Annotated in this window: 24 protein-coding genes and 1 pseudogene; 13 read left to right on the forward strand and 12 right to left on the reverse strand. The window is 72.6% G+C overall.

The annotated features are described in order from the left end of the window. The first annotated feature begins 171 nt into the window (after nucleotides 1-171). Both AMK33_RS21270 and AMK33_RS21275 read left to right on the forward strand, forming a co-directional pair. Nucleotides 172-1,557 carry a transcriptional regulator gene (locus AMK33_RS21270; protein WP_073934469.1) on the forward strand — a complete coding sequence of 462 codons (1,386 nt, stop codon included), beginning with the start codon at nucleotides 172-174 and terminating at the stop codon, nucleotides 1,555-1,557. Nucleotides 1,558-1,734: 177 nt separating this feature from the next. Beyond that, nucleotides 1,735-3,450: a hypothetical protein gene (locus tag AMK33_RS21275; protein WP_073934470.1), complete on the forward strand. Its 1,716-nt coding sequence runs from the start codon at nucleotides 1,735-1,737 to the stop codon at nucleotides 3,448-3,450. Between the two features lie 54 nt (nucleotides 3,451-3,504). Here the strand turns inward: AMK33_RS21275 and AMK33_RS21280 are convergent, their stop codons facing one another. Beyond that, nucleotides 3,505-4,818, reverse strand: coding sequence for an ABC transporter substrate-binding protein (locus AMK33_RS21280; protein ID WP_073934471.1), 1,314 nt, complete (start codon nucleotides 4,816-4,818; stop codon nucleotides 3,505-3,507). 172 nt (nucleotides 4,819-4,990) lie between these two features. On the opposite strand from AMK33_RS21280, the gene AMK33_RS21285 reads away from it, so the two are divergent. Together AMK33_RS21285 and purU are read left to right on the forward strand one after the other, a co-directional pair. Beyond that, the gene (locus AMK33_RS21285; RefSeq protein ID WP_085572226.1) at nucleotides 4,991-5,437 is read left to right on the forward strand and encodes an SCO4402 family protein; all 447 of its coding nucleotides are present in this window, start codon (nucleotides 4,991-4,993) and stop codon (nucleotides 5,435-5,437) included. A 47-nt stretch (nucleotides 5,438-5,484) separates the two neighbouring features. Further along, nucleotides 5,485-6,366 (forward strand): formyltetrahydrofolate deformylase, encoded by an 882-nt coding sequence (purU, locus tag AMK33_RS21290; protein ID WP_073934473.1) that lies wholly within the window; start codon nucleotides 5,485-5,487, stop codon nucleotides 6,364-6,366. A 178-nt stretch (nucleotides 6,367-6,544) separates the two neighbouring features. Here purU and AMK33_RS21295 read toward each other — a convergent pair whose 3' ends face one another. Both AMK33_RS21295 and AMK33_RS21300 read right to left on the reverse strand, forming a co-directional pair. Continuing rightward, the gene (locus AMK33_RS21295) at nucleotides 6,545-7,678 is read right to left on the reverse strand and encodes a maleylpyruvate isomerase N-terminal domain-containing protein (protein ID WP_073934474.1); all 1,134 of its coding nucleotides are present in this window, start codon (nucleotides 7,676-7,678) and stop codon (nucleotides 6,545-6,547) included. Then, nucleotides 7,675-8,256, reverse strand: coding sequence for an RNA polymerase sigma factor (locus tag AMK33_RS21300; RefSeq protein WP_073934475.1), 582 nt, complete (start codon nucleotides 8,254-8,256; stop codon nucleotides 7,675-7,677). The genes AMK33_RS21295 and AMK33_RS21300 overlap by 4 nt, the downstream gene beginning before the upstream one ends. 368 nt (nucleotides 8,257-8,624) lie before the next feature. On the opposite strand from AMK33_RS21300, the gene AMK33_RS21305 reads away from it, so the two are divergent. The 3 genes from AMK33_RS21305 to AMK33_RS21320 all read left to right on the forward strand — a co-directional run bounded on the left by AMK33_RS21305 (nucleotide 8,625) and on the right by AMK33_RS21320 (nucleotide 10,636). Then, a complete protein-coding gene (locus AMK33_RS21305) occupies nucleotides 8,625-9,005 on the forward strand; it encodes an STAS domain-containing protein (RefSeq protein WP_073934476.1) in 381 nt (126 codons plus the stop codon). Between the two features lie 148 nt (nucleotides 9,006-9,153). Further along, complete coding sequence (locus AMK33_RS21310; protein ID WP_073934477.1) at nucleotides 9,154-9,666, forward strand: EF-hand domain-containing protein; 513 nt, start codon at nucleotides 9,154-9,156, stop codon at nucleotides 9,664-9,666. Between the two features lie 529 nt (nucleotides 9,667-10,195). Continuing rightward, nucleotides 10,196-10,636 (forward strand): ATP-binding protein, encoded by a 441-nt coding sequence (locus AMK33_RS21320; protein ID WP_073934479.1) that lies wholly within the window; start codon nucleotides 10,196-10,198, stop codon nucleotides 10,634-10,636. A 498-nt stretch (nucleotides 10,637-11,134) separates the two neighbouring features. Here the strand turns inward: AMK33_RS21320 and AMK33_RS21325 are convergent, their stop codons facing one another. Further along, entirely contained in the window at nucleotides 11,135-12,154 is a 1,020-nt protein-coding gene (locus AMK33_RS21325) for a GlxA family transcriptional regulator (RefSeq protein ID WP_073934480.1), read from the reverse strand. Between the two features lie 71 nt (nucleotides 12,155-12,225). On the opposite strand from AMK33_RS21325, the gene AMK33_RS21330 reads away from it, so the two are divergent. Then, nucleotides 12,226-13,536, forward strand: coding sequence for an MFS transporter (locus tag AMK33_RS21330; protein WP_073934481.1), 1,311 nt, complete (start codon nucleotides 12,226-12,228; stop codon nucleotides 13,534-13,536). Nucleotides 13,537-13,657: 121 nt separating this feature from the next. Here AMK33_RS21330 and AMK33_RS21335 read toward each other — a convergent pair whose 3' ends face one another. Beyond that, entirely contained in the window at nucleotides 13,658-14,863 is a 1,206-nt protein-coding gene (locus AMK33_RS21335) for a flavin-containing monooxygenase (protein WP_073934482.1), read from the reverse strand. A gap of 102 nt (nucleotides 14,864-14,965) precedes the next feature. Here AMK33_RS21335 and AMK33_RS21340 point away from each other — a divergent pair, with 102 nt between their 5' ends. Then, nucleotides 14,966-15,583: a GNAT family N-acetyltransferase gene (locus tag AMK33_RS21340; protein WP_073934483.1), complete on the forward strand. Its 618-nt coding sequence runs from the start codon at nucleotides 14,966-14,968 to the stop codon at nucleotides 15,581-15,583. 213 nt (nucleotides 15,584-15,796) lie between these two features. Here the strand turns inward: AMK33_RS21340 and AMK33_RS21345 are convergent, their stop codons facing one another. The 3 genes from AMK33_RS21345 to AMK33_RS21355 all read right to left on the reverse strand — a co-directional run bounded on the left by AMK33_RS21345 (nucleotide 15,797) and on the right by AMK33_RS21355 (nucleotide 17,800). Then, nucleotides 15,797-16,462: a pyridoxine/pyridoxamine 5'-phosphate oxidase gene (locus AMK33_RS21345; RefSeq protein WP_073934484.1), complete on the reverse strand. Its 666-nt coding sequence runs from the start codon at nucleotides 16,460-16,462 to the stop codon at nucleotides 15,797-15,799. 27 nt (nucleotides 16,463-16,489) lie between these two features. Further along, on the reverse strand, nucleotides 16,490-16,915 hold the full coding sequence (locus AMK33_RS21350; protein ID WP_073934485.1) for a pyridoxamine 5'-phosphate oxidase family protein: 426 nt from the start codon (nucleotides 16,913-16,915) through the stop codon (nucleotides 16,490-16,492). Between the two features lie 249 nt (nucleotides 16,916-17,164). Next, on the reverse strand, nucleotides 17,165-17,800 hold the full coding sequence (locus AMK33_RS21355; RefSeq protein WP_073934486.1) for a TetR family transcriptional regulator: 636 nt from the start codon (nucleotides 17,798-17,800) through the stop codon (nucleotides 17,165-17,167). Nucleotides 17,801-17,934: 134 nt separating this feature from the next. Here AMK33_RS21355 and AMK33_RS21360 point away from each other — a divergent pair, with 134 nt between their 5' ends. The 3 genes from AMK33_RS21360 (at nucleotide 17,935) to AMK33_RS21375 (ending at nucleotide 22,007) form a co-directional block, all read left to right on the forward strand. Next, nucleotides 17,935-18,672 (forward strand): VOC family protein, encoded by a 738-nt coding sequence (locus AMK33_RS21360; protein WP_107425170.1) that lies wholly within the window; start codon nucleotides 17,935-17,937, stop codon nucleotides 18,670-18,672. A 238-nt stretch (nucleotides 18,673-18,910) separates the two neighbouring features. Continuing rightward, nucleotides 18,911-21,289, forward strand: a complete 2,379-nt coding sequence (locus AMK33_RS21370; protein WP_073934488.1) for an outer membrane protein assembly factor BamB family protein — start codon at nucleotides 18,911-18,913, stop codon at nucleotides 21,287-21,289. A gap of 172 nt (nucleotides 21,290-21,461) precedes the next feature. After that, complete coding sequence (locus AMK33_RS21375) at nucleotides 21,462-22,007, forward strand: hypothetical protein (RefSeq protein ID WP_073934489.1); 546 nt, start codon at nucleotides 21,462-21,464, stop codon at nucleotides 22,005-22,007. Nucleotides 22,008-22,101: 94 nt separating this feature from the next. Here AMK33_RS21375 and AMK33_RS44920 read toward each other — a convergent pair whose 3' ends face one another. Further along, the gene (locus AMK33_RS44920; protein ID WP_201263058.1) at nucleotides 22,102-22,983 is read right to left on the reverse strand and encodes a hypothetical protein; all 882 of its coding nucleotides are present in this window, start codon (nucleotides 22,981-22,983) and stop codon (nucleotides 22,102-22,104) included. Between AMK33_RS44920 and AMK33_RS44925 the strand changes: the two are divergent. Further along, nucleotides 22,906-23,127: pseudogene (locus AMK33_RS44925) on the forward strand (ATP-binding protein); the annotation flags it as partial. The gene AMK33_RS44920 and the pseudogene AMK33_RS44925 overlap by 78 nt on opposite strands. A gap of 148 nt (nucleotides 23,128-23,275) precedes the next feature. Here AMK33_RS44925 and AMK33_RS42920 read toward each other — a convergent pair. The 3 genes from AMK33_RS42920 to AMK33_RS21395 all read right to left on the reverse strand — a co-directional run bounded on the left by AMK33_RS42920 (nucleotide 23,276) and on the right by AMK33_RS21395 (nucleotide 26,966). Next, on the reverse strand, nucleotides 23,276-23,422 hold the full coding sequence (locus AMK33_RS42920) for a hypothetical protein (protein WP_167748581.1): 147 nt from the start codon (nucleotides 23,420-23,422) through the stop codon (nucleotides 23,276-23,278). A gap of 183 nt (nucleotides 23,423-23,605) precedes the next feature. Then, nucleotides 23,606-23,806, reverse strand: a complete 201-nt coding sequence (locus AMK33_RS21390) for a sigma-like protein (protein WP_073934492.1) — start codon at nucleotides 23,804-23,806, stop codon at nucleotides 23,606-23,608. A 202-nt stretch (nucleotides 23,807-24,008) separates the two neighbouring features. Beyond that, the gene (locus AMK33_RS21395) at nucleotides 24,009-26,966 is read right to left on the reverse strand and encodes an AfsR/SARP family transcriptional regulator (protein WP_073934493.1); all 2,958 of its coding nucleotides are present in this window, start codon (nucleotides 26,964-26,966) and stop codon (nucleotides 24,009-24,011) included. Nucleotides 26,967-26,986: the final 20 nt, after the last annotated feature.

Raw genomic sequence — 26,986 nt, forward strand, 5'->3', positions numbered from 1 at the left:
GGGCCGGCATCCGCCGTTACCCCGGCAATCCTCACATGTCCCGCATTGTCAGTACTTCAGCGGGGCATTGATCTTCCCGGCCGTATTTGTCGCCGGGACGCGAGACGTACGGCCGCGGAAGACACGTCAACTCGGTGCGTGGCAGGGCACCGCAGCCTCAGGGGGTACGCCATGGCCGCAAGGCCTCTCGTCGCGCGGCAGCCGAACGAACGGCTGCAGGCGCTCATCCAGGAAGCCGGATGCTCCAACGCCGGGCTGGCCCGCAGGGTCAACATGTGCGGCGCCGAGCACGGCCTCGACCTGCGCTACGACAAGACGTCGGTGGCGCGCTGGCTGCGCGGACAGCAGCCGCGGGGCCGGGCACCGGCGATCATCGCGGAGGCACTGGGCCGCAAACTGGGCCGTACGGTCACGATCGACGAGATCGGCATGGCCAACGGCAAGAACCTCGCCTCGGGTGTCGGCCTCCAGTTCTCGCCGACGGTACTGGGGGCCATCGAGCAGGTCTGCGAGCTGTGGCGCAGCGACGTGGGCCGACGGGACTTCCTGTCCGGGTCCTCCGTCGCCGCCTCCGCGCTGGTGGAGCCCAGCCGCGACTGGCTGATCTCCGCGCCCGACGGGCAGGTGGCGCGCTCCGCCGGGCCCCGCGTGGGACAGTCCGACGTGGCGGCCGTACGGTCCATGACGCAGGCGCTGGTGGACCTGGACCACCAGTACGGCAGCGGGCACGTACGCCCGGTCGTGGTCCACTACCTCAACAGCGTCGTCTCGGGGCTGCTGGCGGGGTCGTACCGCGAGGCCGTGGGACGCGACCTGTTCGCGGCGGTCGCGCGGCTGACCGAACTCGCCGGGTACATGGCCGTCGACACCGGGCAGCCGGGCCTCGCCCAGCGCTACTACATCCAGGCGCTGCGGCTGGCACAGGCGGCCGGGGACCGCGGATACGGCGGGTACGTGCTCGCCGCCTCCATGAGCCACCTGGCCGCGCAGCTCGGAAACCCGCGTGAGATCGCGCAGTTGGCGCGCGCGGCGCAGGAGGGCGCGCGGGGGCGCGTGACTCCCCGCGCGGAGGCGATGTTCCACGCGGCGGAGGCGCGCGGGCACGCGCTGATGGGCGACGTGCACGCCGCACAGACGGCGGCGGGGCGCGCGGTGAGCGCCATGGAGGCCGTCGATCCGGCCTCGGGCGACGACCCGGTGTGGATCGCGCACTTCGACGAGGCCTATCTGGCCGACGAGTTGGCGCACTGTCACCGGGACCTCGGCCAGGCGGAGGCCGCCGCGCGGTGCGCCCGCCAGGCGCTGGACGGGCATCCGGCGTCGCGGGCGCGGCGGCGGGCGATCGGCCTCGTGCTGCTGGCCACCGCGCAGGTGCAGCAGCGCGAGATCGAACAGGCCTGCAGTACGGGCCTGAAGGCGGTGGAGCTGCTGGGCGGGCTCCGCTCCAACCGGGGCGCCGAGTACCTGGAGGACCTCCAGCAGCGCCTCGAGCCGTACCGGGAGGAGTCGGTGGTACGGGAGTTCGGGGCGCGGATGGAGCTCCAGACGGCGGCGTGACGTCCATGACGTGACGGGCGGGGGCGAAGGGGGTGACGCAAGCGGCGTACGGTGACACGGTTTTGTTACCGCGCTCACAGGGCAGGAGGTCAGGTCCTGTGCTGCGTGGCACCGGGCTCCGGGGACCCGGTAGCGTGAGCCGACGATTCACAAGGTCCCCCATTGGTAGGAGTCCCGGTGACGCAGAGTGGACAGGGCGAGGAGCCCTCGGCGCGCCCCGCGCGCGAAGGCATCGTGCTGCCCTCCGACGGTGGTGAACCCCTGCTGCCGGGCATGATGGCCGGACCGGCCGCCCCCGGCGGAGAGTTCCCCGCCTCGGCCCCGCCCGGCGGCCAGACCTGGGGCACACCGTGGGGCCCCGGGCAGCAGAACCCGGCACCGCCCGGCCAGGACTGGCAGTCCCCGTCCGACGGACAGTGGGGCGCCCCGGAGCCGTCCCCGTGGGGCGCGCAGAACCCGCCCGCCCCGGCCCACGGCGGCGGCCCCGGCCCGCTCCCGCCCGAGGGCGCGCAGACCCACGGCGGCCATCCGCCGTACGGCGCGAACGGTGCCGCGCCGCTGCCCGAGTCCGCCGGATACGGCGGTCACCCGGGCCCGAACGGCCCGCCCGCCCCGTACGGCTCCGCCACCGGATACGGCGGGACTCCGCCCGACCCGCACCGAAACGTTCCGCACGGCGCCGCAGGACCGTACGCGGCCGGAGCCCAGACGCCGCCCGCGGACGCCGGCCCTTACGGTGCCGCTCCCGCCCAGAACGGCTACGGCGCCCCCCACTACCCGCCGGCCGCCGCGCCCGACGGGTCGGAAGGGGTCACCCAGTACATGCCGCCGGTGCCCGCCGCCGGCGGCGACGAAGGGGCGACGCAGCTCATACCCCCGGTGAGCCCGGGCGCGCTGCCGCCCGAGGTGCCCGCCCACGGCTCCGAGGCGGGCGGATACCCGGGCATGCCCCCGCAGAACGCGCCCGGCGCGGGACACCTGCCGTCCGCAGGTGGCCCCGACGCCGAGGCCACCCAGTACATCGCCCCCGTCACCGACCAGCCCCCCGGGCAGCCCTACGGCACCCCGCCGCCCGGTGACGGCAACCGGCAGCCGCCCGCCGAGTTCGACAACCTCTTCCGCGACGACGCCGCAGGACCGGCCGGGTCCACCCAGCAGCTCCCGCGCGTCGACTACGGCCCGCCCGCCCACACCCCGCCCGGCCCGGCCGGCCCCGCCGTCCCGACCGGCGGCCGGGGCGGACGCGGCGGTGGCCGTACCGGCTCACGCGTGCCGCTCATCGCGGCGGTCGGCGTCGGTATCGCCGTCCTCGGCGTCGGCGCGGGCGCGCTGCTCGGCAGCCCGGGCGGCGACGACGACGGCGGCGGCGACAACCAGAACGTGTCCGCGACCGCGCCCGCGAGCGTGGAGGCCTCCGCCTCGCCGTCCGTCGACCCCGCCCGTGAGCAGGCCGTCGAGCTGGACAAGCTGCTGGCCCACAGCGGTAACAGCCGCACCGCCGTGATCAACGCGGTCGCCGACGTGAAGGCCTGCCGCGACCTCGGCCAGGCGGCCGAGGACCTGCGGGAAGCGGCCGGACAGCGCAACCAGCTCGTGACCGACCTCTCCGGCCTGTCCGTGGACAAGCTGCCCGACCACCAGGCGCTGACCACCGCGCTCACCAAGGCGTGGCAGGCGTCGGCGTCGGCCGACAACCACTACGCCGCCTGGGCCGACCAGGTCGCCGGCAACAAGAAGCTGTGCAAGAAGGGCCAGGCCCGGTCGACCGGCCAGACCCAGGCCGGCAACCGGGCCAGTGGCACGGCGACCGCCGAGAAGAAGACGGCCGCCAAGGAGTGGAACGAGATCGCCAAGCAGTACGGCCTGACCGAGCGCCAGCCGACCCAGCTCTGACCGGGCACCGGGGACCCGCGGTCGCGCCCGGACGCCCGGGCGCGACCGCGGGTGTCAGCCCAGATCCGCGTCCCGCAGCGTCTTCGTCACATCGGTGAAGCCCTTGCGAGCCGCGACCAGCCGGCCGTCCTGGACCACTTGCAGGGTCACGTTCGCGTTGACCAGGCGGGGGAAACCGACGGCGGCGAGCTCGTCCTGGAAGTTCCACCGCAGGGTGGGGGTGAGCCCGCCCGTGGTGACCTTCAGCCCGCCGTCCAGCGCCCCGCTCACCGTGTCGGCGCTCACCTCGCCGTCGCCCAGCGACTCGACGACCTGCTTGAACACGGTGTAGGCGATCCAGGTGGTCTGCACCCCGGCGTCCGCGGCGTCGATCCGGTTGTCGCCGAACGCCTCCTTCTTGATCACCTTCTTCATCGGGTCCCAGAGCGGGTCGCTCGCCGACGGGTACCAGCCGGTGACGTACGCCCCCTCGTACGGCCCCGACGCCCCGCCGGACGCGTCGATCGTGCTCTGGTCGACGCTGCCCAGCACGGTCGCGGTGCGCACCTCGGGATAGTCGGCGCGGGCCCGCCGGAAGGAGTCCATGAAGGTGCCCGTGCGGTCGCCGAGGGCGGGCACCACACAGCCCCGCTCGGCCGTGTCCGCGGTGGCGCGCTCCAGGGCCTGCCGCGCCTGGTTCTCGTACGAGGTGGCGTCCTCCGCCGCCCGCTGGTCACCGGAGCGCGCGTGCCCGCCCGCCGCCAGGCCCGAGTCGAGCAGCGGGGGGAGCTGGTCGCCCACGATGGTGTCGGGCCGGATCAGGGTGACCGGCCCGCAGCCGTCGGCCAGGGTGCGGCCGAGACCGGCCAGCAGCACCGGCTGGCCGCCGTTGACGGGATAGGACAGCGGGCTGGTGAACTCGTTGTTGGTGATGCCGTAACCGCCGATGTACGGGATTCCGGCACCCTCCAGGGTGGGCATGAAGGAGTCGGCGTACTGGCTGTAGGAGCCGACGACCGCGACGGCGTTCTCCTGCACCGCGCGCCGGGCGCACCGCGCGGCGGCCACGGTGTCGTTCTTGTCGTTGCAGGTCAGTACGGTGAGCCGGCGGCCGTTGATACCGCCCTGGGAGTTGATCCAGCGGGCGTACGCTTCGGCGAACGCGGGCATCCCGGGCTTGTTGGTGGCCTTGGTGTCCTGGGGCGCCCACGTCATCACGGTGATGGGGCCGTCGTCCCCGGAGCCCCCCGTGGCACCGGGGACGATCCCGCACCCGGCGGCGAGCGACGCGCACGCCACCAGCGCGCCCGTGGTCAGGGCGCGGGCCCTGACGGGCCGGTGGAGGAGGCGGGGGAGGAGAATGCTGCGGATGCGTCGCCTGCCGGTCATGTCCCCGCACGATTCCGCCACACGGCCAACCCCGGAGTGACCCTTGGTCAACGGACGGTGACGCCGAGGTGAATTGCGGGGTCCCGTATGACTCATGTGGCGCGGAAACGTACGATCGACGATCGTGCAAGGTTCGGAGAACTCTTCCCGTCGCGGCCGTCGCTCCTCCACCATGGGCGGCATGCCACTCAACGACATGCCGTGGTGGCGCTGGCGCAGCAATGTGCGCTCCGCGCTGCACATGCTCTCCGACCCCGCCTTCCAGCGGGGCGTCTGGCTGGCCGGGGTCGACGGCTACGGCGACGTCACCGACGCCGTCTACCGGCTGGTCGAGGACACCTGGCTGGACAACTGGTCCGCCGAGAAGTACGTCGGCACGATCTTCCGCGACTCCCAGGAGGCGGCGCTCGTCGACACCGCGGTGCTGCGCGTGCTGCGGATCATGCACCAGGTCGGCCCGGACGCGCCGGTGGCCGCCTACCTTGAGCACGAGGGGTGGCCGGAGGCGGTACGGGCCGCGCGGGACGCGCACGTGCGGATGGCGGCGAGCGACGGCGACGACCCCGACGCGCCGCCGAGCACCCTCGAGGTGCTGCGGATCGTGACGCGGTCCGCGTAGCGGAACGGTCGGCCGGCCGTGACCGCGCGTGTGGGACCCTTTTCTGCATGAGCGAGCAGTCCACCCGAGTCGCGGCCCCCGCCGACCAGTACGTCCTCACCCTGTCCTGCCCCGACAAGCAGGGCATCGTGCACGCCGTGTCGAGCTACCTCTTCATGACCGGCTGCAACATCGAGGACAGCCAGCAGTTCGGCGACCACGACACGGGTCTGTTCTTCATGCGCGTCCACTTCTCGGCGGACGCCCCGGTGACCGTGGAGAAGCTGCGGGCGAGCTTCGCGGCGATCGGTGACTCCTTCCACATGGACTGGCAGATCAACCGGGCCGACGAGAAGATGCGCATCCTGCTCATGGTCAGCCGGTTCGGGCACTGCCTGAACGATCTGCTGTTCCGCGCGCGGACCGGCGCGCTGCCGGTGGAGATCGCCGGCGTGGTGTCCAATCACACCGACTTCGCCGAACTGGTGGCTTCGTACAACATTCCCTTCCACCACATCCCGGTGCCGAAGGACGGCAAGCCGGAGGCCGAGGCCCGGCTGCTGGAGATCGTGCGCGAGGACGACGTCGAACTCGTCGTCCTCGCCCGCTACATGCAGGTCCTCTCGGACGACCTGTGCAAGCAGCTCTCCGGGCGGATCATCAACATCCACCACTCCTTCCTGCCGAGCTTCAAGGGCGCGAAGCCGTACCACCAGGCGCACGCGCGGGGAGTGAAGCTGATCGGCGCGACCGCGCACTATGTCACCGCCGATCTCGACGAGGGGCCGATCATCGAGCAGGAGGTCGAGCGGGTGGGGCACGATGTCACGCCCGAGGGGCTCGTCGCGATCGGGCGGGACGTGGAGTGCCAGGCGCTGGCACGGGCGGTGAAGTGGCACGCGGAGCGGAGGATTCTCCTGAACGGGCGGAGGACGGTCGTTTTCGCCTGAGGGCCCGGGGGTTCCGGCTCGGTGGCGACTGCGGGTGGTCTGCGGCCGATCGCGCGGTTCCCCGCGCCCCTATAGGTACGTCCACCAGGTACGTCCACCCCGCGTCCCTACAGGGGCGCGGGGAACCGCGCGAACAACCCCCACGCACCCGCGCCCGCCGACGAGACGGAACTCGTCCCTACATCCGGCTCATGCTCGCCGCCGCGAACAGCACGTCCCTGATGGCGTCACGGTCTCCGACCTGCCCCACCGCGGCCTCGCGCGGCGACACATGCCCCGCCGCGAGCCTGCAGAACTCCGCCCCGTCCAGCGCGACATGCGCCACCTCGTGCTCGGCCGACCCCTTCGCCGCCGGCGAGTCCAGTGGGATCAGCCACTCGCCTCCGCCGGACCCCTCGATCTCCAGCCGCAGGCTGCGCCCCGGCTCCCCGGCGGCGACCAGGTGCCGCTCCACGGGGGAGGCCAGCCCGTGCAGCCGGCGGTGTTCGAGGACGGCCGGCAGCATCCGCGCGGCCAGGTCGACGATGCGGTGCAGATGCCGCCCGGAGGGCGGGTCGTACGGGTAGTCCACCGCCTCGGCGATGTCCTCCGCGTGCACCCAGCACTCGAAGGCCCGGTCCAGCATCGCGTCGTGCAACGGCAGTTCGTAGTCGCCGTACGACACCGGCAGTCGCCCGGTGCCGCCGCCCGTGAAGGACACCGTCCGCACGAGGTCGTGGCTCTGCTCCCGCCAGGGCGCCCGCACCGAGCGGGTGGGCGGGAAGCGGGCGGCCCGCCAGTACGCCTCGGTGCGGTCCGACGGGGTGGGCCGGGCGGCCGTGGCGTCGCCGAGCGGGTCGTCGAGGCCGAGGGCGACCGCGACCAGCCCGTCGACCGTCAGCAGGTGCGCGATGACCCCGGCGACGGTGGTACGGCGGCTGCTCGCCTCGTCGGACTCGTACCAGCGCAGCCGCACCGGCGCGTGCCACTCGGAGTCGCCGAAGTCCTGGAGCAGCGCGTCCAGCCGCGCGGTCTCGGCGTCGTACGCGGCGGCCCACTCCGGCACGGGGACGCGGGGCGGGCGCCGCTCCAGGCAGGACTCCAGGACGCGGGTGCGCAGGCCGGGGTCCAGGTCCAGGCTCTCGGGCCGCTGGAGCAGACCGACCGCCTCGCGCAGCCGCAGCGCCTCGTCCGCGCAGGGCCCGCAGGCGCCGAGGTGCTCCTCGACGGCGTCCGCCTCCGCCTGCGCGCAGGCGGCCAGCGCCCAGGCACCCAGCAGCGACTTCAGCACGTGGTGCTCCAGCACGAGCGGTCCGGCACGGTGCTCGCTCACGCGGCGCCCCCGATCCCGGGCGGTTCGCCCGGGGCCCCGGTGTCGTGCGCGGTGGCCAGCAACTGCAGGCCGAGGCGGAGCCGGCGGCGGGCCTCGTCGTCGGTGACGCCCAGGTCGGCGGCGGTCTGGCGGTAGTCCCGGCGCTGGAAGTACGCCAGCTCCAGTGCGGCCCGCAGCGGCGCCGGCATGGACTGGACGATGTAGTCGGCGCGGGCCGCCACCGAGGCGTGCCGCACCGTGCGCTCCAGGTCCTCCGTGGTGCCGGGGCCGCCGCGGGCGAGCGCCGCGGTCTCCGTGGTGCGCAGCCGCCGTACGGCCAGCCGGCTGGTCAGCTCGGCGAGCCAGGTGCGCAGGGGCTCCTGCGCGGGGTCGTAGGAGCCCGGGTGTTCCCAGACGTGGGCGAAGACGTCACGGGTGACGGCGTCGGCGGCGTGTTCGTCGCCGACGACGCGGTGGGCGAGGCCGTGCACGAGCGAGGCGAACCGGTCGTAGAGCTCACCGAGGGCCGCCGCCTCCCCGCGCGCGAGCCGCTGCTGCATCCTGCGGTCCCAGCGGGGCGGTACGTCCGTTGTCGGCATGCGGCCCCTCACCCCCTGTTCCTTCCCGGTCCCGGGTCGGTCGGTGCCCGGTTCCGGTGTGGCCTGCGACCCCAAGAATGTAGTCGGCGCGCAGGAGGGCGCACGCCCCTTTATGGCAATGTGCGCCCCTGGAAGAGCCGCAGGTGGTAAGGGGCCGCCCGCCCACGTCGGACACCGTTCGGGTCGCACCTGCGCACCTCCGCACCGATCGGAACCGATCGAATCAGATCGAAGGCGACTAAAATAAGCCCTTTCTGTTCGGTATCCGTTTCTCGGCTCGCGTTTCAGGGAACGGCCGGTGGGCAGCCGCGCTGCAAGGAAGCGTAGGGACTGCTTCCGTTTCGGTGGGCGATCGGCGAGCGAGGGGCGTGGTGGTGACCTTCAAAGTGACCGACAAGGAGCACGGCGAGTGGGCCGTGCTCCGGGTCTCGGGCGAACTGGACCTGGTGACGTCCCCGGTGCTGCGCCAGCGGGTGCACGACGTGGTGGCCGAGGGCAGGCACAGCCTCGTCCTCGACCTCTCCGAGGTGTGGTTCTGCGACTCCAGCGGGGTCGGCGTGCTCATAGCCTCCCGCCGGCTGCTCCGCTCCTGCCAGGGCAGCCTGCGGCTGATCCTCCCCGCGCGGGGGGCCGCCGACGGCAGTCACGTCAACAAGGTGCTCGGCGCCCTCGGGGTCCGCCGGCTCTTCGAGATCCACCCGGACGTCCCCTCCGCGGTCGACGAGGACTCCCGCCCGCTGTCGGCGTGACGCCACGCGCGGGCGCTCGCACGTGTCACACGCTTGTCCCGTTATTCCCCCGGTCTTGGTCCAGGCGTCGTTTTCCGGCTCCCCGGAGGTCCTCCACCACGTACGCTCCCAGCGAGACGACCCACTGACCTAAGGCGGCCTGAGAGACATGGTCACCAGCGAGTACGAGCGCAGGATCGCGGCCCGCTTCGCGGGCTTCGACCAGGACGGCAACGGCTACATCGACCGCGAGGACTTCAGCGGAGCGGCCAAGGCGCTGCTCGCCGAGTTCGGCACCGCGGCCCGCTCCGACCGGGGCCAGGCCCTGTACATCGGCGCGGAGGCGTTCTGGCAGGGCATGGCGGGGATCGCGGACCGCGACGGCGACCAGCGCATCACGCGCGAGGAGTTCGTGAACGGCGCGGTCAAGCGGCTGCGGGACAACCCGGACCGGTTCGCCGAGATCGCCCGCCCCTTCCTGCACGCGGCGCTCGCCGTCGCCGGCACCGGAGGGGACGGCACGGCCGGCGTCGAGGACACCGCGCGGGTCCTCAAGGTGCTCGGCGTCCCCGAGGACCTCGCCCGTACGGCCGCCGCCGCGCTGGACTCGGACGGCGACGGCAGGATCGGCGAGGAGGAGATCGTCCGGTCCTTCGCCCGCTACTTCACCGTCCCCGAGTAGCTCCGGTGGCCCTGACGGCCGTGGTGGCCCCGGTGGCCCCGGTGGAACGCCTCCGCGTGGATGTCACGGATCGTGGCATTTTCATGATCACGGAGGGTTGATACCGGCTTGTGTCCTGTGCGGCACTCGTCACGGCCCGGAGTCGGGCGTCCGCTCCGGTACCTTGTGTGGGATGCGAGTGGTCCCGCGTACGCACCGCGCCGGAGTCGCCCCCGAGGCGACTCCGTACCGGCCGGTGCCTGCGACTTCCCGCCGGGTGGCCAGGCGAAACGCCGACGCCCGTTCGACTTCCCGCGGCGAGCGTCGCACAGTATGCCGTACGTGTACTCCTTCGCGCTGGAATATGCCCGAAGCGCTTGTTGGGGTGACTGTACGTCAACCATGCTGTCCCACAAGGGATTCACGTTCCGTGACCCCTCTCCCGGCCGTTGTTCTGGCCATGCAGAAAATGGCTACGATCGTGGCCCTCGTGAGGCGCGAGTCCAAGTGTCCGCCGGTTCGGATGGTGTGAGCGGTGCAGGTGCTTCAAGTGCAGCTGGAGATCCGGCCCGACCCCGCTGAGGTGGGACGGGCCCGTCGGTGGGCCCGTTCGCGGCTGGCCGGTTCGGGCATAGGAGCCGACGAACCGCTCGCCGAGACCCTGATCCTGCTCGTCTCGGAGCTCGTCACCAACGCCGTGGTGCACACCGGCTGTCCGGCCGTGCTGCGGCTCTCCCTGCCGGGGGAGGACGCCGAGGAGGCCACCGTCCGCCTGGAGGTGGCCGACCGCAGCGAACGGGCGCCGGTGCCGCGCTGTGTGGACGGCGAGGCGACGGGTGGGCGCGGGCTCGCGCTGGTGGACGGGCTGGCGGACCGGTGGGGGTGGAGTGCGGAGGGGGCCGGCAAGCGGATCTGGTGCGAGCTGGATCGCTGCGGGCAGGTGTCCGACGGGGCGTCGGCGTGTGGTGGGCTGGCTTACGAAGCGGTGTGAGTACGCGCGGGGCGGCGGGTGCGGGTTCGTTGTGGTTGATCGCGCGGTTCCCCGCGCCCCTAGGGGGTTGTCCGCGTCCCTCGTTGCCCGGTTGCCCACGTCTTCGCAGGTGCATGGGTGCACGGGAGGTCGGGCCGGCGGGTGGGGGTGTGGTGGGGTGCGCCGGGTGTGCTTCTGTGCGCGGTGTCGGCGAACAGGGCATATGCCCCAAGCGGGTCATTGTCACCTGAATCGGTGTTGACGTGCCGTGACCGTTTGATCACTCTGTTCGTCAGCGATTCGCCGCGAGGGGACGGCGAGGGCTCGACGACGGGAGCCCTCGACGAGTGTGGGTCGTGATTCGGCGTCGGTTCCCTCAGGGCCGAGGGGAACCCGGGCGGGAGCGCCGAAGCCGAAGAGCGGTGCGGCGCTGCCGTGCTCGGGGCGGACAGCGCCGCACCGCCACCGCCGGCAGGGGCCCGGGTTCTCCACAGCCTGTGGGCGGCCTCCCGCTCACCCTCAGACCGACGCGGCCGTCCCGGCCCGGAAGGTCCGCCGGTACGCCGTCGGGGTCACCCCCAGCGCCGCCTGGAGGTGCTGCCGCATCGACTGGGCCGTGCCGAAACCGGCGTCTCGGGCCACCTGGTCCACGGACAGGTCGGTGGACTCCAGCAGATGCCGGGCCCGCTCCACCCGCTGCCGGGTCAGCCACTGCCCCGGACTGACACCGGACTCCTCCCGGAAGCGGCGCGTGAAGGTGCGTACCGACATCGCCTCCCGCGCGGCCATGTCGCGCAACTGGATCGGCTCGTGCAGTCGGCCCAGCGCCCACGCGCGGGCACCGCTCGTGGAGGACTGCTGCGGATCGGGCACCGGCCGCTCGATGTACTGCGCCTGCCCGCCGTCCCGGTGCGGCGGTACGACCGTACGGCGGGCCACCTCGTTGGCCACGACGGTGCCGTGGTCGCGCCGCACGATGTGCAGGCACAGGTCGATCCCGGCCGCGACGCCCGCCGAGGTCAGGATGTCTCCGTCGTCGACGAACAGCACGTCCGGGTCGACCTCGATCCGCGGGAACAGCCGCTGGAGCCGTTCGGCGTCGGCCCAGTGGGTGGTGGCGGGCCGGCCGTCGAGATACCCGGCGGCGGCGAGGACGTACACGCCGGTGCAGATGGAGGCGAGCCGGGTGCCGGGGCGGATACGGGCGAGGGCGGCGGCCAGTTCGTCGGTCAGCTCACCCCGCTCGAACACCGGGCCGAGCTCGTAGGAAGCCGGCACGATCACCGTGTCGGCGCTGGTGAGGGCCTCGGGGCCGTGGGCGACGTGGACGGCGAAGTCGGCGTCGGTCTCCACCGGCCCGGGCGGCCGGACCGAGCAGGTGATCACCTCGTACAGGTGCCGCCCCCGCCCGTCCTTCGGGCGGCCGAAGATGCGGTGCGGGATGCCGAGCTCGAAGGGGAGCAGCCCGTCGAGGGCGAGGACGACGACGCGGTGGGGCCGGAAGTCGGCGGACGCGGGGGAGGGCTCGACCGGATCCATGGCCCGATCCTAACGAATGCTGTCCTTCGGGCCACTCGTTGCGGCGGGCCCGATCCCGGAAGCTCTATGGCGTGACCCAGACAAGCGAGACAGCCGCCGTCGTGGAGCCGCCCGCGAGCGGCCCGAAGCCGACCCGCGTCCGTGTGCACCGCGCGTGGTTCGTCGCCGCCGTCACCTTCGTGACGATCATCGGTGCCGCCGCCTTCCGCTCCGTACCGGGCCTGTTCATCGACCCGCTGCACGCGGAGTTCGGCTGGTCGCGCGGGACCATCGGCGCGGCGGTCTCCGTGAACCTCGCGCTGTACGGCCTCACCGCGCCGTTCGCGGCGGCGCTGATGGACCGCTACGGCATCCGGAAGGTGGTCGCGGTCGCCCTCAGCGTGATCGCGCTCGGCTCGGGCCTGACGGTGTGGATGACGGCGGCCTGGCAACTGCTGCTGTGCTGGGGCCTGCTGGTGGGGCTCGGTTCCGGTTCCATGGCGCTGGCCTTCGCCGCGACCGTCACCAACCGCTGGTTCACCGAGCGCCGGGGCCTGGTCACCGGCATCCTCACCGCCGCGTCCGCCTCCGGGCAGCTGATCTTCCTGCCGCTGCTGTCCTGGATCGTCTCGCGGTACGAATGGCGGCCGGCGGCCGTCACCGTGGCGCTCGCCGCGCTGGCCGTCGTCCCGTTCGTCTGGCTGCTGCTGCACGACCATCCGGCCGACGTGGGTGTGAAGCCTTACGGGGCCAAGGAGTTCGTGCCGAAGCCGGAGCCTGTTCCGGGGGCTGCCCGGCGTGCGCTGACCGTGCTGTTCTCGGCGGTGCGGACGGGGCCGTTCTGGCTGCTCGCCGGGACCTTCGCGATCTGCGGCGCCTCGACCAACGGATTGATCCAGACCCACTTCGTGCCCGCGTCCCACGACCACGGCATGCCGATCACGACCGCGGCGTCCCTGCTGGCCGTCATCGGCGTCTTCGACGTCGTCGGGACGGTGGCGTCCGGATGGTTCACCGACCGCTTCGACGCGCGCCGGCTGCTCGCGGTGTACTACGCGCTGCGGGGGATCTCGCTGCTGTTCCTGCCGATCCTGCTGGCGCCGAGTGTGCATCCGCCGATGCTGTTCTTCATCGTCTTCTACGGGCTGGACTGGGTCGCCACCGTGCCGCCGACGCTCGCGCTGTGCCGTGAGCACTACGGCGAGGACAGTCCGATCGTGTTCGGGTGGGTGCTGGCCTCGCACCAGGTGGGCGCGGCTGTCGTCGCCTTCCTCGGGGGTGTCGCGCGGGACAGGTTCGGGTCGTACGACGTGGTCTGGATCGCGTCGGGGGCGCTGTGCGCGGCGGCGGCGCTGATGGCACTGGTGATCCGGCGCCGGCCGGGGGCTCGGCAGTCCGCGTAACTGCGGGCAGCCGTGCCTCCCCCAGTGCCTGAAGGGCCTGGGAGGTACCCCCGGGGCGGCACGGGTGGGCGCGGCGACACCCCGCAATCGCCGGGCTGCGCGGCCCCCCGCCCAGCCCCAGTCACGCGGGGAGTCGGGAGACTCCCCCCGCGCGGGCCACCGCCCGGGCGATCCGCCGCGCGTCCAGCGCCAGTTCACGAAGATTGCCACTGATCGGATTGGTGAACCCCGTGAAGTAGAGGCCGGGCGCGTCGGCCGGGGTGCGGGCGCCGTGGACGACCGGCCTGCCACGGTCGTCGAGGACACCGAGCCCGCCGACCAGCCCCTCCAGACCGCGCACATAACCCGTGGCCGCCACGACCGCGTCCGGACCGACACGATCGCCGTCCGCCAGGACGACCTTGCCCTCCTCGAAACCCTCCACCGCGGCCACGACCTCCACCGCCCCCTTGCGCACGGCGTCGACGAGACCGACGTCCTGCACGGGGATGGCCCCCTCCCGCACCCGGCTGTAGAGCCCGGAGTCGGGACGCGGAAGCCCCCGGTCCGACAGGTCCGGCAGCGCCACCCTCGCCTGGACCCGGCACAGCCGGTCGACGAGGCCGACCGGCAGCCGGCGTACCAGGACCCCCGAGTACTGCGCGGGCCAGCCCGCGGTCGAGCGGCGCACGATGTGCGGAGGGGTGCGCACCGCGAGGCGCACCCGGGAGGCGCCCCCCTCCACCAGGTCCACGGCGATCTCGGCACCCGTGTTGCCGACGCCCACGACCAGCACGTCCCGGCCGGCGAAGGGCTTCGCGTCGCGGTACTCGGACGCGTGCAGGAACTCGCCGGTGTACGTGTCCCGGCCGGGCCAGTCGGGGACGCGGGGCGTGTGGTTGAAGCCCGTCGCGACGACGACCGCCGCACCGGTCAGTTCGCGGCCCCCGGTGGCGTGCAGCAGCCAGCCGGTGCCGTCGGGGGTGCGCTCGACCCGGGAGACCCCGACACCGGTGACGATCTCCAGGCGGTGGTGCTCGGCGTACTTCTCCAGGTACCGGACCACGTCGTCGCGGGCCGGCCACCGCCCGAACCGGCGCGGCATCGGCAGCCCGGGCAGTGCGGACAGGCGCCGGGTGGTGTGCAGGTGCAGCCGGTCGTAGTGGCGCCGCCAGGAGTCCCCCACGCGGCCGGAGCGCTCCAGGACGACGGCCCGCACCCCCCGGGCGCGCAGGGCGTACGCGACGGCGAGTCCGCCCGGACCGCCGCCGATGACGTAGACGGGGCGGTCCGTCCGGTTCGGCGCGGTGGGCTGCGCGGACGTGGAGGAGTCGGAGGAGTCGGCCATGAGCGCGAGCGTAATCACGCCCCTGGTTGATGGGTATCGGTCAAGACCGGAATTGGTTGCGGATTGATCACGCGTGAGGGGATTGCGAGTTTGAATGTCCCCATGTCCTCCTCACGCGAGCACGCCCCGTCCCGGTCACTTCCCGAACTGCGCGGCCACGGCCTGCGGCTGCGTCCCTGGGACCCGGAGTCCCGAGCCGATGCGGAGGCGTGGCTGCGGGGCCTCACGGACCCGGAGTTCCAGCGCTGGAACACTCCGATCCGGCCGGTCACCGATGCGGACAGTGCCCGGGAGTCGCTGCGCCGGGGCGCGCGGCGCGACGCGGACGGCACGGGGGCGTCCTTCCGGATAGCCGACGCCGGCAGCGGTACGGTCCTGGGGCACGTCGGCCTCGCCGATATCCATCCGGCGCTGCGGCGCGGTACGGCAGGCTACTGGGTGCTCCCCGAGGCACGCGGCCGGGGCGTCGCCACCCGGGCGCTGCTGCTCACCGCCCACTGGGCGCTCACCGAACTCGCCCTGCACCGGCTGGAGCTGGACCACGCCGTCGGACACGAGGCGTCCTGCCGGGTCGCCGAGCGCTGCGGGTTCCGCCACGAGGGGACGATGCGCGGCGCGATCTTCGAGGCAGGCCGCCACGACACCTTCCGCGACGCCCACCTGCACGCCCGCCTCGCCACCGACCCGGAGCCCGTCCTCACGGCGACAGGGACTCCCTGACCCTGCCCGGCCCTGGACTCTCCGCCGGTGTGGAGCCGTGCGTGCCGTCGTGGTGCGTTCCGTGGCGGCTGTGTCGTGACCGGTCCGGAGTCCGTCGTTCACGGCGGCGGGGACTGTCTGACTCGGTTCTGGGTTCTCTGTCGGTGTGGAGCCGTGCGTGCCGTCGTGGTGCGTTCCGTGACGGCTGTGTCGCGACCGGCCCGGAGTCCGCCCTCACGGCCACAGCGATTCCCTGACCCAGTCCTCCGCCCCGCGGCGGTAGCGGAGTCGTACGTGTCGTCGTCGGGGCTCGCCCTGGAAGAACTCCACCTCGTCCGCCCGTAGCCGGTACAGGGTCCAGGACGGGGCCGGGGTGTCCGGTGCGTGCTGTGCTTGTTGCCATGCCGCCTCCGAGGCTCGTGCCAGGTCCTCCGGTGACCCGAGGACCTCGCTCTGCCTGCCGGTCAGCGCGGCCGCCAGTGCACCGGTGGAGCGGGCGTGCAGGTCCGCCTGTGCCTCCTCGGCCGGGGCCGTCTCGACGGGTCCGCGTACCCGCACCTGGCGGCCCAGCACCGGCCAGTAGAAGGCCAGCGCGGCGTACGGGCGTGCGGCGAGGTGGCCGCCCTTGCGGCTGTGCGCGTGGGTGGCGAAGGACCAGCCGTCGTCGTCCGCGCCGTGCAGCATCACGATCCGTACGTCCGGCAGCCCGCGCGCGTCCGCCGTGGCCAGGGACATGGTGTGCGGTTCGGCCTGGCCGGCCGCCACGGCCTCGGCGAACCACCGGGTGAACAGCGGCAGCGGTTCGGCGGGCGCGGCGGCCGGGTCGAACGCCGGCAGGTCGGTGACCTGCGGGTCCCACACCCGCAGCGACCTCAGCAGTTCATGAAGATCGGGTTCCATGCACCGATTGTCCGGTGTCCGGCGGGCTCACACGGACCCGAGGTCCGACGACACCCACCGCTCGGGCCGCATCCGCACGACGACCTGCTCGCCGTGGTTCTTCCAGGAGAAGTCGACGTACTCCTCGACCTTGCCGGCCGGCAGATAGCGTGCGGAGATCTCCCGCAGTCGCTCGATCGTGGCCGGGGTGGTGTCGAGCACCGGCCCCTCGACCGAGACGTAACGGATGGTGGGTTCGAGGCGGTCGACCATGAGCGAGAACCGCCCCGCCGCGCCGATGAGCAGGTTCTTGCGCGAGTCCAGGCCGGTCATGATCCATACGTCGCCGCCGGGCGCGTACTGGTACCAGATCGGCACGGTGAGCGGGGCGCGGCCGTCCCCCGCGTCGACCGCCAGCGCCGCGATGTGCGGTTCGGCCAGGAACTGTTCGCGCTCTTCGCGGGTCAGGGCCATTCCGGGTTCCTCCTGCGGCGTGTGCGTCGGACGTTCACTCGGTCACTCGGGGCCACTCGGGGCCACTCGGGCCTGCGATCGGCTCACTGGAACACAACGCCGGGCGGACAGTGCCGTGTTCCCCGTTCCCTCACACCGCGCGGAAAGCGACAGGCGGCGGCCCACCGGAGTGAACCACCGCCCGTCTGACAGGACTTGAGGAACCGCGCACCGGTATGGACCGCCGGGCGCCTACTTCACCTACTTCACCTACTTCGCCGGCTTCTTGCCGGTGACCCCCAGGTGCACCAACAGGGCCAGGTTCGGCTTGAGTTCCGCCTGCTTCACGCCCCAGGAGGAGAAACCCTTCTGGTGGGAGGCGACGGCCGCGAGCATGGCGACCAGCGAGCCGGCGATCGCCGCGGGGTTCACGTCCTTGTCGATCCGCCCCTTGGCCTGCAGCTCGGCGACGGAGTCCGCCAGCGAGTTGTTCACGGAGTTCAGGATCTTCATACGGATCTTGTAGAAACGTTTATCCCCCTCGGCCGCACCGAGGTCCACGACCCGCAGGATCGCCTCGTTGGCCCGCCAGAACTCCAGGAAACCGTCGACGAGTTCCTGTGCCGTCTGCCAGCCGGCCTTCCCCGCCCAGGAGCGGCCCTCCAGCAGCTCGCTCAGCCCTGCGCTCTCGGCGGCCATGCGCTCGGCGATCTCCAGGACGGCGCCCTCGACGTCCGGGAAGTACTGGTAGAAGGTCGCGGGCGAGGTGCCCGCCTTCCGTGCGACATCGATGACTTTGACGTCCCGGTAGGGGGAGGAGCTGAGCATCTCGCTGAGGCAGTCGAGCAGTTTCTGCCGGGTCGCCTGCCCACGCCGGCCGGCCACGCGGCCGTCGACGGTACGCACTTGTCCTGTCATGCCGTCAGCTTACCGACGGGTGATCCGAGCGCGATTCGGCCGACTGCAAATGGGGTGTGCGGGTCCGTGGAAGCTGGTGTGCCTGGTCTGCGGCCTGCGGGCGACACGGTTACTTTGGCGGCATGGCCGAAAACAGGGCATCGGGGCACAGGGCGTCGGAGTACCCGGAGGGCACCCCCTGCTGGGTGGACGCGCAGCTTCCCGACGTGGAGGCGGGCAAGCGGTTCTACGGCGACCTCTTCGGCTGGACCTTCGAGGACCAGCCCCAGGGAACCGTGCGGGCGTCGAAGGACGGCGCCCCCGTCGCCTCCCTCGCGCACAAGACGGACGGCCGGCTGCCCACCGTGTGGACGGTGTCCTTCGCCACCCCGGACGCCGGGGCGCTGTGCCGGCGGATCCGCGCGGCCGGCGGGCAGGTCGTCTCCCCGCCGGTGCCCTTCGGCGACCTGGGCGTCACCGCGCTCGTCACCGACTCCGAGGGGGCGGTGTTCTCCCTCTGGCAGGGCACCGGGACCCCCGGCTTCGGGCGCCGCCACGAGCCGGGCACCTTCGCCTGGGTGCAGCTGTACACACGGGACACCCAGGCGGCCAACACCTTCTACGGCGGTCTCTTCCACGACGCCCTGTTCGGCCCGGACGCCGACCCCGACTTCGGCCGCGCGCCGGTCTCCGACGTCTTCCCCGCCGAGATGCCGCCGCACTTCCTCGTCCACTTCGCCGTCGAGGACCCCGGGGCCGCCATGGAGGAGGTGGTCCGGCTCGGCGGCCGGGTCCAGGTTCCGCCCTTCGAGACGTCCTACGGCACGGTGGCCGTGGTCACCGACAATCAGGGGGCGTCCTTCGCACTGCTGCACCGCTGAGTCACTGAACCGCTGAACCGCTGCACCGCTGAGTCACTGAACCGCTGAACCGCTGAGCCGTTTCCACCCTCTGTGTCGTATGAAAACCTGGACACCCTATTTGTCGGTCGGTTCGCAACCGGGGGCGCGGACAGGAAGAATCGGGGTGCGTGCCGCCACGGCGGTGCGGTGGTGAGACGCTGCACTTCGATCGCGGGCACAGGTGGTGGCGCGATTCGTACGGGGAGGTGGCAGGCAAGTGGTGGATCAGCTGACGCAGCACGATCCGCGGCGTATCGGGCCGTTCGAGGTGCTGGGACGGCTGGGAGCCGGCGGCATGGGGCTGGTCTATCTCGCGCGCTCGGCGTCCGGGCGCCGGGTGGCGATCAAGACGGTCCGGACCGAACTGGCCGAGGACCAGCTTTTCCGGGTCCGCTTCACGCGCGAGGTCGAGGCGGCCCGCGCGGTCTCCGGTTTCTACACGGCGGCCGTCGTGGACGCCGATCCGCGCGCCGCCGTGCCGTGGCTGGCCACCGCGTACGTGCCCGCGCCCTCCCTCGAGGAGATAGTGAACGAGTGCGGGCCGCTCCCGGCGCAGGCGGTGCGCTGGCTCGCGGCGGGCGTCGCGGAGGCGCTCCAGTCGATCCACGGCGCCGGACTGGTCCACCGCGACCTGAAACCCTCCAACGTCCTCGTCGTCGAGGACGGCCCCCGGGTGATCGACTTCGGTATCGCGTCCGGCGTCTCCAACACCCGGCTGACGATGACGAACGTCGCCGTCGGCACCCCCGCCTACATGTCCCCGGAGCAGGCGAAGGACTCCCGCAGCGTCACCGGCGCGAGCGACGTCTTCTCGCTCGGCTCGATGCTCGTCTTCGCCGCCACGGGACATCCGCCGTTCCACGGCGCCAACCCGGTCGAGACCGTCTTCATGCTGCTGCGCGAGGGCCCGGACCTCGAAGGACTCCCGGACGAGCTGCGCCCGCTCATCGAAGCCTGCATGCAGATGGAGGCGACGGCCCGGCCCAACCCGGCCGACCTCCAGGCCCAGCTCGCCCCGCACCTGTTCGGCTCCGGGTCCGACGACAGCGGTACGGCGTCGGCGTGGCTGCCCGAGCGGGCGGTGAGCCTGATCGAGACGCGGCGCGGCGGCCGGACGGCCATCCGGCCCGCGCACGGAGCCGGCCGCAGCGCCGGTGGCGGGGCCCGCCCCCACGTCCCGCCGCCGCCCCGGCACGACCCGGTCGTCCCGCCGCCGCCCCCGTCGATGCCCGCGCCGGTGGGTGCGCCGGTGGGCGCCCCCGACACCGGTCCCGTACGGCTGGCAGGCGCGATGGTGCCCATCGGACCCGGCCCGCGCGTCGCCGACACGCGCGCGGCCGCCGTCAAGGCGCCCCCGCCGGCCGCCGCCCTGGCCGCCACCTGGTCCAAGCCCCGCCCCGGCGTCAACGGCGCCGACCCCGCCGTACCGGCACCCGCCGCGCCCACCGCGCCGCCGGACCAGCCCGGCGGCTGGCGCCCGTGGCGCTTCCGCATGTCCAACGACGTCTGGGGCACCCCCGCAGTCGACGGCGACCTCGTCTACGTCACCTCCTTCGAGGTGCACGCCCTCGACGTCGCCACCGGCCGGCGCCGCTTCAAGACCCGCGACGTCGCCTGGTCGATGGCGGTCGCCGACGGCCGTATCCACGCCTCCGACGGACCCACCCTGTTCGCCCTCGACGCCCGCGAGGGCGGCGACCTGTGGCGGCTGTCCACGGACGCCTGGGTGTACTCCCTCAAGGCCGACCGCGGCACCGTCGTCACCGGTACGCGCGGCGGTGGCGTCCAGGCGTGGGAGGCGTCCACCGGCCAGAAGCTGTGGGAGATCAGCGGCTGCCAGACCGACTTCGAGTCCCCCGAGGCCGGCCCCGCCGTCCACGAGGGCACGGTCTACGTCTGGCAGGACGCCCGCCTGCGCGCCCTCGACGCCCGTACCGGCGACGAGCGCTGGTCGTACCCCATCGGCGACGCGGCCTCCTGCGGCGGCGTCCCGGTCCGTGTGACGCACGCCCCCGACGGCTACGCCTACGTCTGCGCCGGCACCCGCGTCCTCGCCCTGGAGGTCACCTCCGGTCACGTCCGCTGGCACTTCGAGGCCCCGGCGGTCTTCCTCGCCCCGCCCGCCTTCGTCCCCGGCCCGGCGGTCACCGGCGGCGGCCTCTACCTCGCCGACTACCTCGGCACGGTCTACGCCCTCGACGCCACCGACGGCCGCGACCGCTGGCGCATCGCCACCGAGTCCCGCGCCTCCGTCGACCCGGTCCTGGTCGCCGCCGGTCACGTCCACGTGGGCAGCGGCAAGGGCCTGTACACGCTGGACGCGGTCACCGGCACGCCCAAGTGGCGCTTCCAGTCCGGCGGCGAGATCGTGGGCGCGCCCGCGGTCGCGGAGGGCCGCATCCACTTCGGCTCCAGCGACCACCTGCTCTACACCCTGAAGGCCGACGACGGCCGCCTGAGGTGGAAGCTGGCGACCGGCGGCGAGATCACCGGCTCCCCGGTGGTCCGGGACGGCGTGGTGTACGCGTGCAGCAAGGACCGCTGCGTGTACGCGCTGGACGCGGAGAAGGGGACGGGGACGGCGCGGACGGCGTGAACCCCGGTTCTGCGGACGGCCGTCGTACCGGGTGCACGGAAGGGTTGTCGGACGGCGGCCGTCGCTGCGGGGAGCGGCGGCCCGCCGCTCCCACCGCAGACGCTACGCCGGGTACGCGACGGTCGCCAGGCGGTGACATGCTCGTGACACGTAGATCGATAGCCTGAGGGCCATGGATCCTCGGGGGAACACACTCAAGCTCACAGTGGTCTCGGCACTCGTCGTCCTCACCCTCACCGGTTTCTCGACCGGCCGCGGCCACGGCGGCAGCAGCGGTGACGGGGGCGGCGGCTGCAGCAGTTCCAGCCAGAACCACGACTCGTCGTCGGGCTCGGGGGGCGGTTCACACCACGACTACGACGATGACGACGACTACGGCTCCGGCGGCGACTACGGTTCCGACGACTACGGCGACGCGGGGGACGGCGGCGGAAGCGCTTCCTCGTCCGAGCAGGGCGCCCTGGTGTCCCTGGTGGACTGCGCCTCGAAGGAGACCCCGTACGCCACGGTCGAGGTCGCCAACCAGAACACCACGGACGGCGTCTTCACCGTCACCGTGAGGTTCGAGGACGAGACCGGCGCGGAGGTCCTCACCCGCTCCCAGGACGTCGCCGTACCCGGGTCCGAGACGGTGCCGGTCCGGGTGGAGATCGGCGACGAGGACGTGACCCGGATCGCCGCATGCGAACCCGACATGATCGCCGAGCCGGCCGGCTGATCCGACCGGGGATCACAGGTGGCCCAACGGTCACTCGGAACCAACGGGAGGACCACCTCCCCCCGCCCTCAGCCAGACCAACGAGGCACGGATCTCATCGATCATGGCCCCGGCCCCCCTCGAACACCTCCGCCGCTCCGAAGCGCAGGACGTGCCGGACTTCCGGGCAGCGGGTGATCTCGTTGAAGCGGGCCATGTCCCGGCGGTGGGCCTCTCGGGTGCCGTGGTAGGCGTAGCCCTCGATCTCCACGGCGAGTCCCTCGGCCCGGAACAGGAAGTCCAGGTAGCGGCGTCGGCCGCTCGGCGTGCGGACCTCGACCTGGGTTTCCGGTCGTAGACCGGCGTCGAGCATGCGGAGGCGTGCGACCGTCTCCGCGGGCGATCCGGACTCACGGTCGACGAGCCTCAGCCATTCCCGCGCCCGGTTGCTGCCCAGGAGTGGTGCCTCCAGCGCGACGGAGAGTGCGGCCGGGGCGATGAGGGGCGGTCGACGCACTCCGCCGACCCTGCGGTGGCCGAGCGCGGACTCCACGGCCACCAAGGCGTCGTCCCGACCGCCGTTTCGAAGCAGATCGGCGAGGGTTCGAGGGACGTCGGTGACGCGCAGCCCGCCTCGGTACTGGACATCCGCCTCGGCAAGGGGCAGACGGTGCACGGCCCTCGCCGCCCACGGCATCACCCTGCCGTCCCTCCGTGCGGACCTGCCGAGCTTCGCCGGGTCGTACCGCCCGGCAGCCGGTCTGATCGCCCTCGGCAACTGCAACACGACCACGGCGCGTCGGCTGGCGGAGGTGCTTCGGAAGGCGGCGGAGGGGTGACCGCGCTGGAACGGGTTCTTCCTGCCCTCCAGATCGGCCTGCTCGCCGTCCCCGAGGCGGTTCCCGAACTGCGGCGAGCCGTGCGCCAGTGGCTGGACGAGCCGTGCGCCGATGTTCAGCTCCGCGTAGCGGAACCGGTGAGCAATGTGATCCGTCACGTGGGGGAGGGGACTCCGGTACGCGTCCGCGTGGCCCGCACGGGCACGCACATCCGCGTCGAGGTCACCGCCCCCGACCCGCACACGCTGCCCGTACTCCGCCGAGCCGACGCGGAGGCCGAACAGGGGCGGGGGCTGTCACTGCTCGACGCGGTGGTGTGCCGGTGGGGAGTGGACCACGGGGGCGAGGGCAAGACGGTGTGGTGCGAGCTGGACGGTACGCAGGTCAGGGCGGGGCGTACGACGATGGGGCCGAGGTTTCCCTCGGCCCCGTCGGTGGTCGGGCCAGGCGTCAGGGCGTGTTGGTGTCGAGGGGCACCACGACACCGTCCTGCGGGCTCACCGGTGCGTGGTTGTCGGCCAACGCCGGACTCGCGACGGCGCCGGTGATGCCGAGGACCAGGGCGATGGTGGCGAGAGCCTTCTTGGTACGGGTCATCGGGACTCCTGTTGTGGGAGAGCGGATCCGTACGGAAAGTGACATCAGGACGAGCGCAGCCAGTTGTTCGAGTGATGCGAACGGTTCGCGTCAAAGGTTGACCAGGAACCCGTGCGGACACACGTCGGCCGCGACGGCTCCCCCTCCGCGCCGCCGCGGCCGATCCCCGTGCGGGAAGGACGGCTACTTGCCGTCGAGGTCCAGGGCGGGCGGGGCCGGCATGTGGCTGTCGAGCGTGGTGATCGCGTCGTCCTGCGGCGGGGTCGATACGTGACTGTCCTGAGTGGTGGCCGTGCCGTCCTTCGGCGGGGCCGGCATGTGACTGTCGAGCGTCGTGATGGCGTCGCGCTCGGCTTCTTCGTTGCTGTTCGCGGTGTTGCTCATGACTGCAAGCCCCCATGGAATTGACGGAGCGACGGGCAAGTGACGCCTGTTCGGCGATTCCCCCGCAGGTCGCCGAACAGGCGTTGTGGGGGTCGCTCACCCTACAGGTGAACCCCCGACGACCCATCTGCCCCCCGACGCGACGGATCGATGAACTGAGAGTGGCAGTCGCCCATAAACGTTCGATGAACGCCCGGTCGGCTCAGGCAGCTCCCACCGGCCGAAGCAATGTTCGCAGTTCAGCGGCTTCGGGTGCCGCGGACTGCTCGTAGATGGTCAGAGCATCGCGCCAGCACGCACGCGCGCGATCGGTCTGGCCGAGAGCGCTGAGGGAACGCCCCAGAAGCGTGAGGATGTTGGCTCGCATCCAGTCCCCACCGATGCTCCCCGTCGTCAGCGCCTGTTCGGCGTGCTGTGCCGCCTGAGCCGGCCGATGAGCCGAGAGGTGGACCTGGGCGATGCGGAAGTGGGTGGCTCCCTCCCACAGACGCTGCCGGTTCTCCACGAAGGTCTGAAGGGCGGTGGACAGCTCATTCAACGCCTCGACCTGACGCGCCGCGTGGCTGAGCGCGATGCCGAGGGCGTACCGGGCGTTGGCCAGCCGGAAGGTCAGCCCGAGCTCGTCGTAGATGGTGATTCCCTGGCGGACCAGATCGATCCCCGAGGTGGTGCGTCCCACCAATACGAGGACACGCGAGAGGTTGCAGAGCGCGCTCGCCTCACCGGGCCGGTTGCCGTCGGACCGGAACGCCGCGATGGCTTCGAGGAGGTGGGCTTCACTGACGGCACGCTGGTTCTTGCAGTTGGCGATGATGCCCTGCTCGTTATGGGCGTTGCCTCTCGTCCAGGGATCTCTGGTCCGGTTCCCGAGTTCGATGGCGATCTCGGCCTCCGTCCCTGCTTCGTCGAAGCGCCCGGCCCTGCTGAGGACTTGGGCCAGGGTCGTGCGCGCACGCGCCTCCGCGTGCGCGTCTCCCGCGGCTGCGGTGGCGTCCCTCGCAGCGAACGCGGCCGCCTCGTAGCTGAGTGAACTCGCTCCCGATTCCGCCAGGTCCTTCGAAGCGAGCAAGAGGTCGACACCACGCCGCAGCGTGCCCGGCCTCAGGGACTGCCGGACACACGCCAGGATGCAGGCGGACTCGGAGTGGAGCCAGTCCAGCGCGTTGACGTCGTCGCTGAACTCCTTGCCCGGGAACTCGGTGGGCTCCAGGTGGTCCACGGTCCGGTCCCCCGGCCGTTCGATCGCGTACACCCCCGCCGCCGTGGCCAGATAGAAGTCCAGCAACCGCGACAACGCCGCCCCCCGCTCACTAGGCGGCTGCTCGTCCCTCTCCGCACACGCACGCGCGTAGAGCCGCACCAGGTCGTGGAACCGGTACCGCCCAGGCGCCGCCGACTCCAGCAGGGACGTGTCCACCAGGGACTCCAGCAGGTCCTCCGTGTCCTCCGCCGGCAGGTCCAGTACCGCCGCTGCCGCCGCGAGGGAGATGTCCGGGCCGTCCGCCAGGCCCAGCAGCCGGAATGCGCGGGCCTGGGCCGGTTCCAGCTGTCCGTAACCCAGTTCGAAGGTCGCCTTGACCGCCAGGTCACCCGCCTGGAGTTCGTCCAGGCGGCGGCGTTCGTCCGCGAGTTTCGCCGCCAGGACCGAGACCGTCCAGGTGCGCCTCGCCGCCAGGCGGGACGCCGCGATGCGGATCGCCAGCGGCAGGAAGCCGCACGCCGCCACCACGTCCAGGGCGGCCTCGCGCTCCGACGCGACCCGCTCCTCGCCGACGATCTTCGTGAAGAGGGACAGCGCCTCGTCCGGTGACATCACGTCCAGGTCGATCAGGTGCGCCCCGGCCAGGTCCACCATCCGCACCCGCGACGTCACCAGCGCCGCGCAGCCCGCCGTCCCCGGCAGCAGAGGCCTCACCTGTGCCGCGTCACGCGCGTTGTCCAGCAGGACCAGCACCTTGCGGCCGTCCAGGACCGAGCGGTACAGCGCCGCCCGCTCCTCCATCGAGTCCGGGATCGCCGAGTCCGCCGTGCCGAGGGCACGCAGGAAGGAGCCCAGGACCGTCTCCGGCTCCGCCGACCTCGCGCCGGCGCCCTGGAGGTCGACGTACAACTGACCGTCGGGGAAGGCCGACCGCGCGCCGTGTGCCACGTGCACCGCCAGTGTCGTCTTGCCGACGCCGCCGATGCCCGCCAGCGCCGACACCGCCATCACCTGGCCCTCCGCGCCGGACGCCGACGCCAGTACGTCGCTCAGCTCCCGTACGAAGGACGCGCGGCCCGTGAAGTCCGGCACCGTCGCCGGGAGCTGGGCCGGGCGGACGGGGACCGCCACCGGTTCCGCCATGGGGGCCGAGGGTTCCGCGAGGCCCGGGTCGGCCTGGAGGATGCGTTGCTGGAGGTCCTGCAGATCCGGGCGCGGATCGACGCCGAGTTCGTCGGCGAGGAGGCGGCGGGTGTCCGCGTACACCGCGAGGGCCTCCGCCTGGCGGCCGCTGCGGTAGAGCGCCAGCATGAGCAGTTCCCGCAGCCGCTCCCGCAGCGGGTGCGCCGCCGTCAGGGCCGTCAGTTCCGAGACCGCCTCCGCGTGGCATCCCTGCTCCAGGTCCATGTCCAGGCGGGATTCGAGCAGTTGGAGCCGCCACTCCTCCAGGCGGACCCGCTGGGCCTCCGCGTACGGGCCCGGCACCCCGGCCAGCGTCTCGCCGTCCCACAGGGACAGGGCCCGGCTCAGTACCTCCCGCGCGCGGCACAGGTCCCCGGTGTTCCGGGCCTTCTCCGCCTCCGCCGCCAGTTCCTGCGCCGCCGCGAGATCCAGCGCGCCCTCGCCGAGCCCGCGCACCGCGTAGCCGCCGGACTCGCTGACCAGCACCCCGGGGTCCAGCACCTTCCGCAGCCGGGAGGCGTACGTACGCACCGCCGCCAGCGCCTGGGAGGGGGGTTCCTCGCCCCACAGGGCGTCGATCAGTTCGGCCGCCGTGGCCGTACGGCCCTCGCGCAGCAGCAGGGCGGCGAGCAGGGCGCGTTGCTGGGGGCTGCCGGTGGCGACGGGCTCGTCGTCGCGCCAGGCGCGCACCGGGCCGAGCACGCCGAAGCGCAGCACCTCGGGCTCCGTCGAGGAGCCGGGACGCCGCTGCTCCGGTCCTCGCGGCACACTGTCCATGCAGTCCCCCTATGCATCCT

It is taken from the genome of Streptomyces sp. CB02400 (genome assembly GCF_001905725.1).
Classification (GTDB): domain Bacteria; phylum Actinomycetota; class Actinomycetes; order Streptomycetales; family Streptomycetaceae; genus Streptomyces; species Streptomyces atrovirens.

Bases quoted from the DNA above. Each gene is read 5' to 3' on its own strand.
- AMK33_RS21270 (WP_073934469.1), top strand. From the start codon at position 172: ATGGCCGCAAGGCCTCTCGTCGCGCGGCAGCCGAACGAACGGCTGCAG.
- AMK33_RS21280 (WP_073934471.1), bottom strand. From the start codon at position 4,818: ATGACCGGCAGGCGACGCATCCGCAGCATTCTCCTCCCCCGCCTCCTC.
- AMK33_RS21285 (WP_085572226.1), top strand. From the start codon at position 4,991: ATGGGCGGCATGCCACTCAACGACATGCCGTGGTGGCGCTGGCGCAGC.
- purU (WP_073934473.1), top strand. From the start codon at position 5,485: ATGAGCGAGCAGTCCACCCGAGTCGCGGCCCCCGCCGACCAGTACGTC.
- AMK33_RS21300 (WP_073934475.1), bottom strand. From the start codon at position 8,256: ATGCCGACAACGGACGTACCGCCCCGCTGGGACCGCAGGATGCAGCAG.
- AMK33_RS21310 (WP_073934477.1), top strand. From the start codon at position 9,154: ATGGTCACCAGCGAGTACGAGCGCAGGATCGCGGCCCGCTTCGCGGGC.
- AMK33_RS21325 (WP_073934480.1), bottom strand. From the start codon at position 12,154: ATGGATCCGGTCGAGCCCTCCCCCGCGTCCGCCGACTTCCGGCCCCAC.
- AMK33_RS21335 (WP_073934482.1), bottom strand. From the start codon at position 14,863: ATGGCCGACTCCTCCGACTCCTCCACGTCCGCGCAGCCCACCGCGCCG.
- AMK33_RS21340 (WP_073934483.1), top strand. From the start codon at position 14,966: ATGTCCTCCTCACGCGAGCACGCCCCGTCCCGGTCACTTCCCGAACTG.
- AMK33_RS21345 (WP_073934484.1), bottom strand. From the start codon at position 16,462: ATGGAACCCGATCTTCATGAACTGCTGAGGTCGCTGCGGGTGTGGGAC.
- AMK33_RS21350 (WP_073934485.1), bottom strand. From the start codon at position 16,915: ATGGCCCTGACCCGCGAAGAGCGCGAACAGTTCCTGGCCGAACCGCAC.
- AMK33_RS21360 (WP_107425170.1), top strand. From the start codon at position 17,935: ATGGCCGAAAACAGGGCATCGGGGCACAGGGCGTCGGAGTACCCGGAG.
- AMK33_RS21375 (WP_073934489.1), top strand. From the start codon at position 21,462: ATGGATCCTCGGGGGAACACACTCAAGCTCACAGTGGTCTCGGCACTC.
- AMK33_RS42920 (WP_167748581.1), bottom strand. From the start codon at position 23,422: ATGACCCGTACCAAGAAGGCTCTCGCCACCATCGCCCTGGTCCTCGGC.
- AMK33_RS21390 (WP_073934492.1), bottom strand. From the start codon at position 23,806: ATGAGCAACACCGCGAACAGCAACGAAGAAGCCGAGCGCGACGCCATC.
- AMK33_RS21395 (WP_073934493.1), bottom strand. From the start codon at position 26,966: ATGGACAGTGTGCCGCGAGGACCGGAGCAGCGGCGTCCCGGCTCCTCG.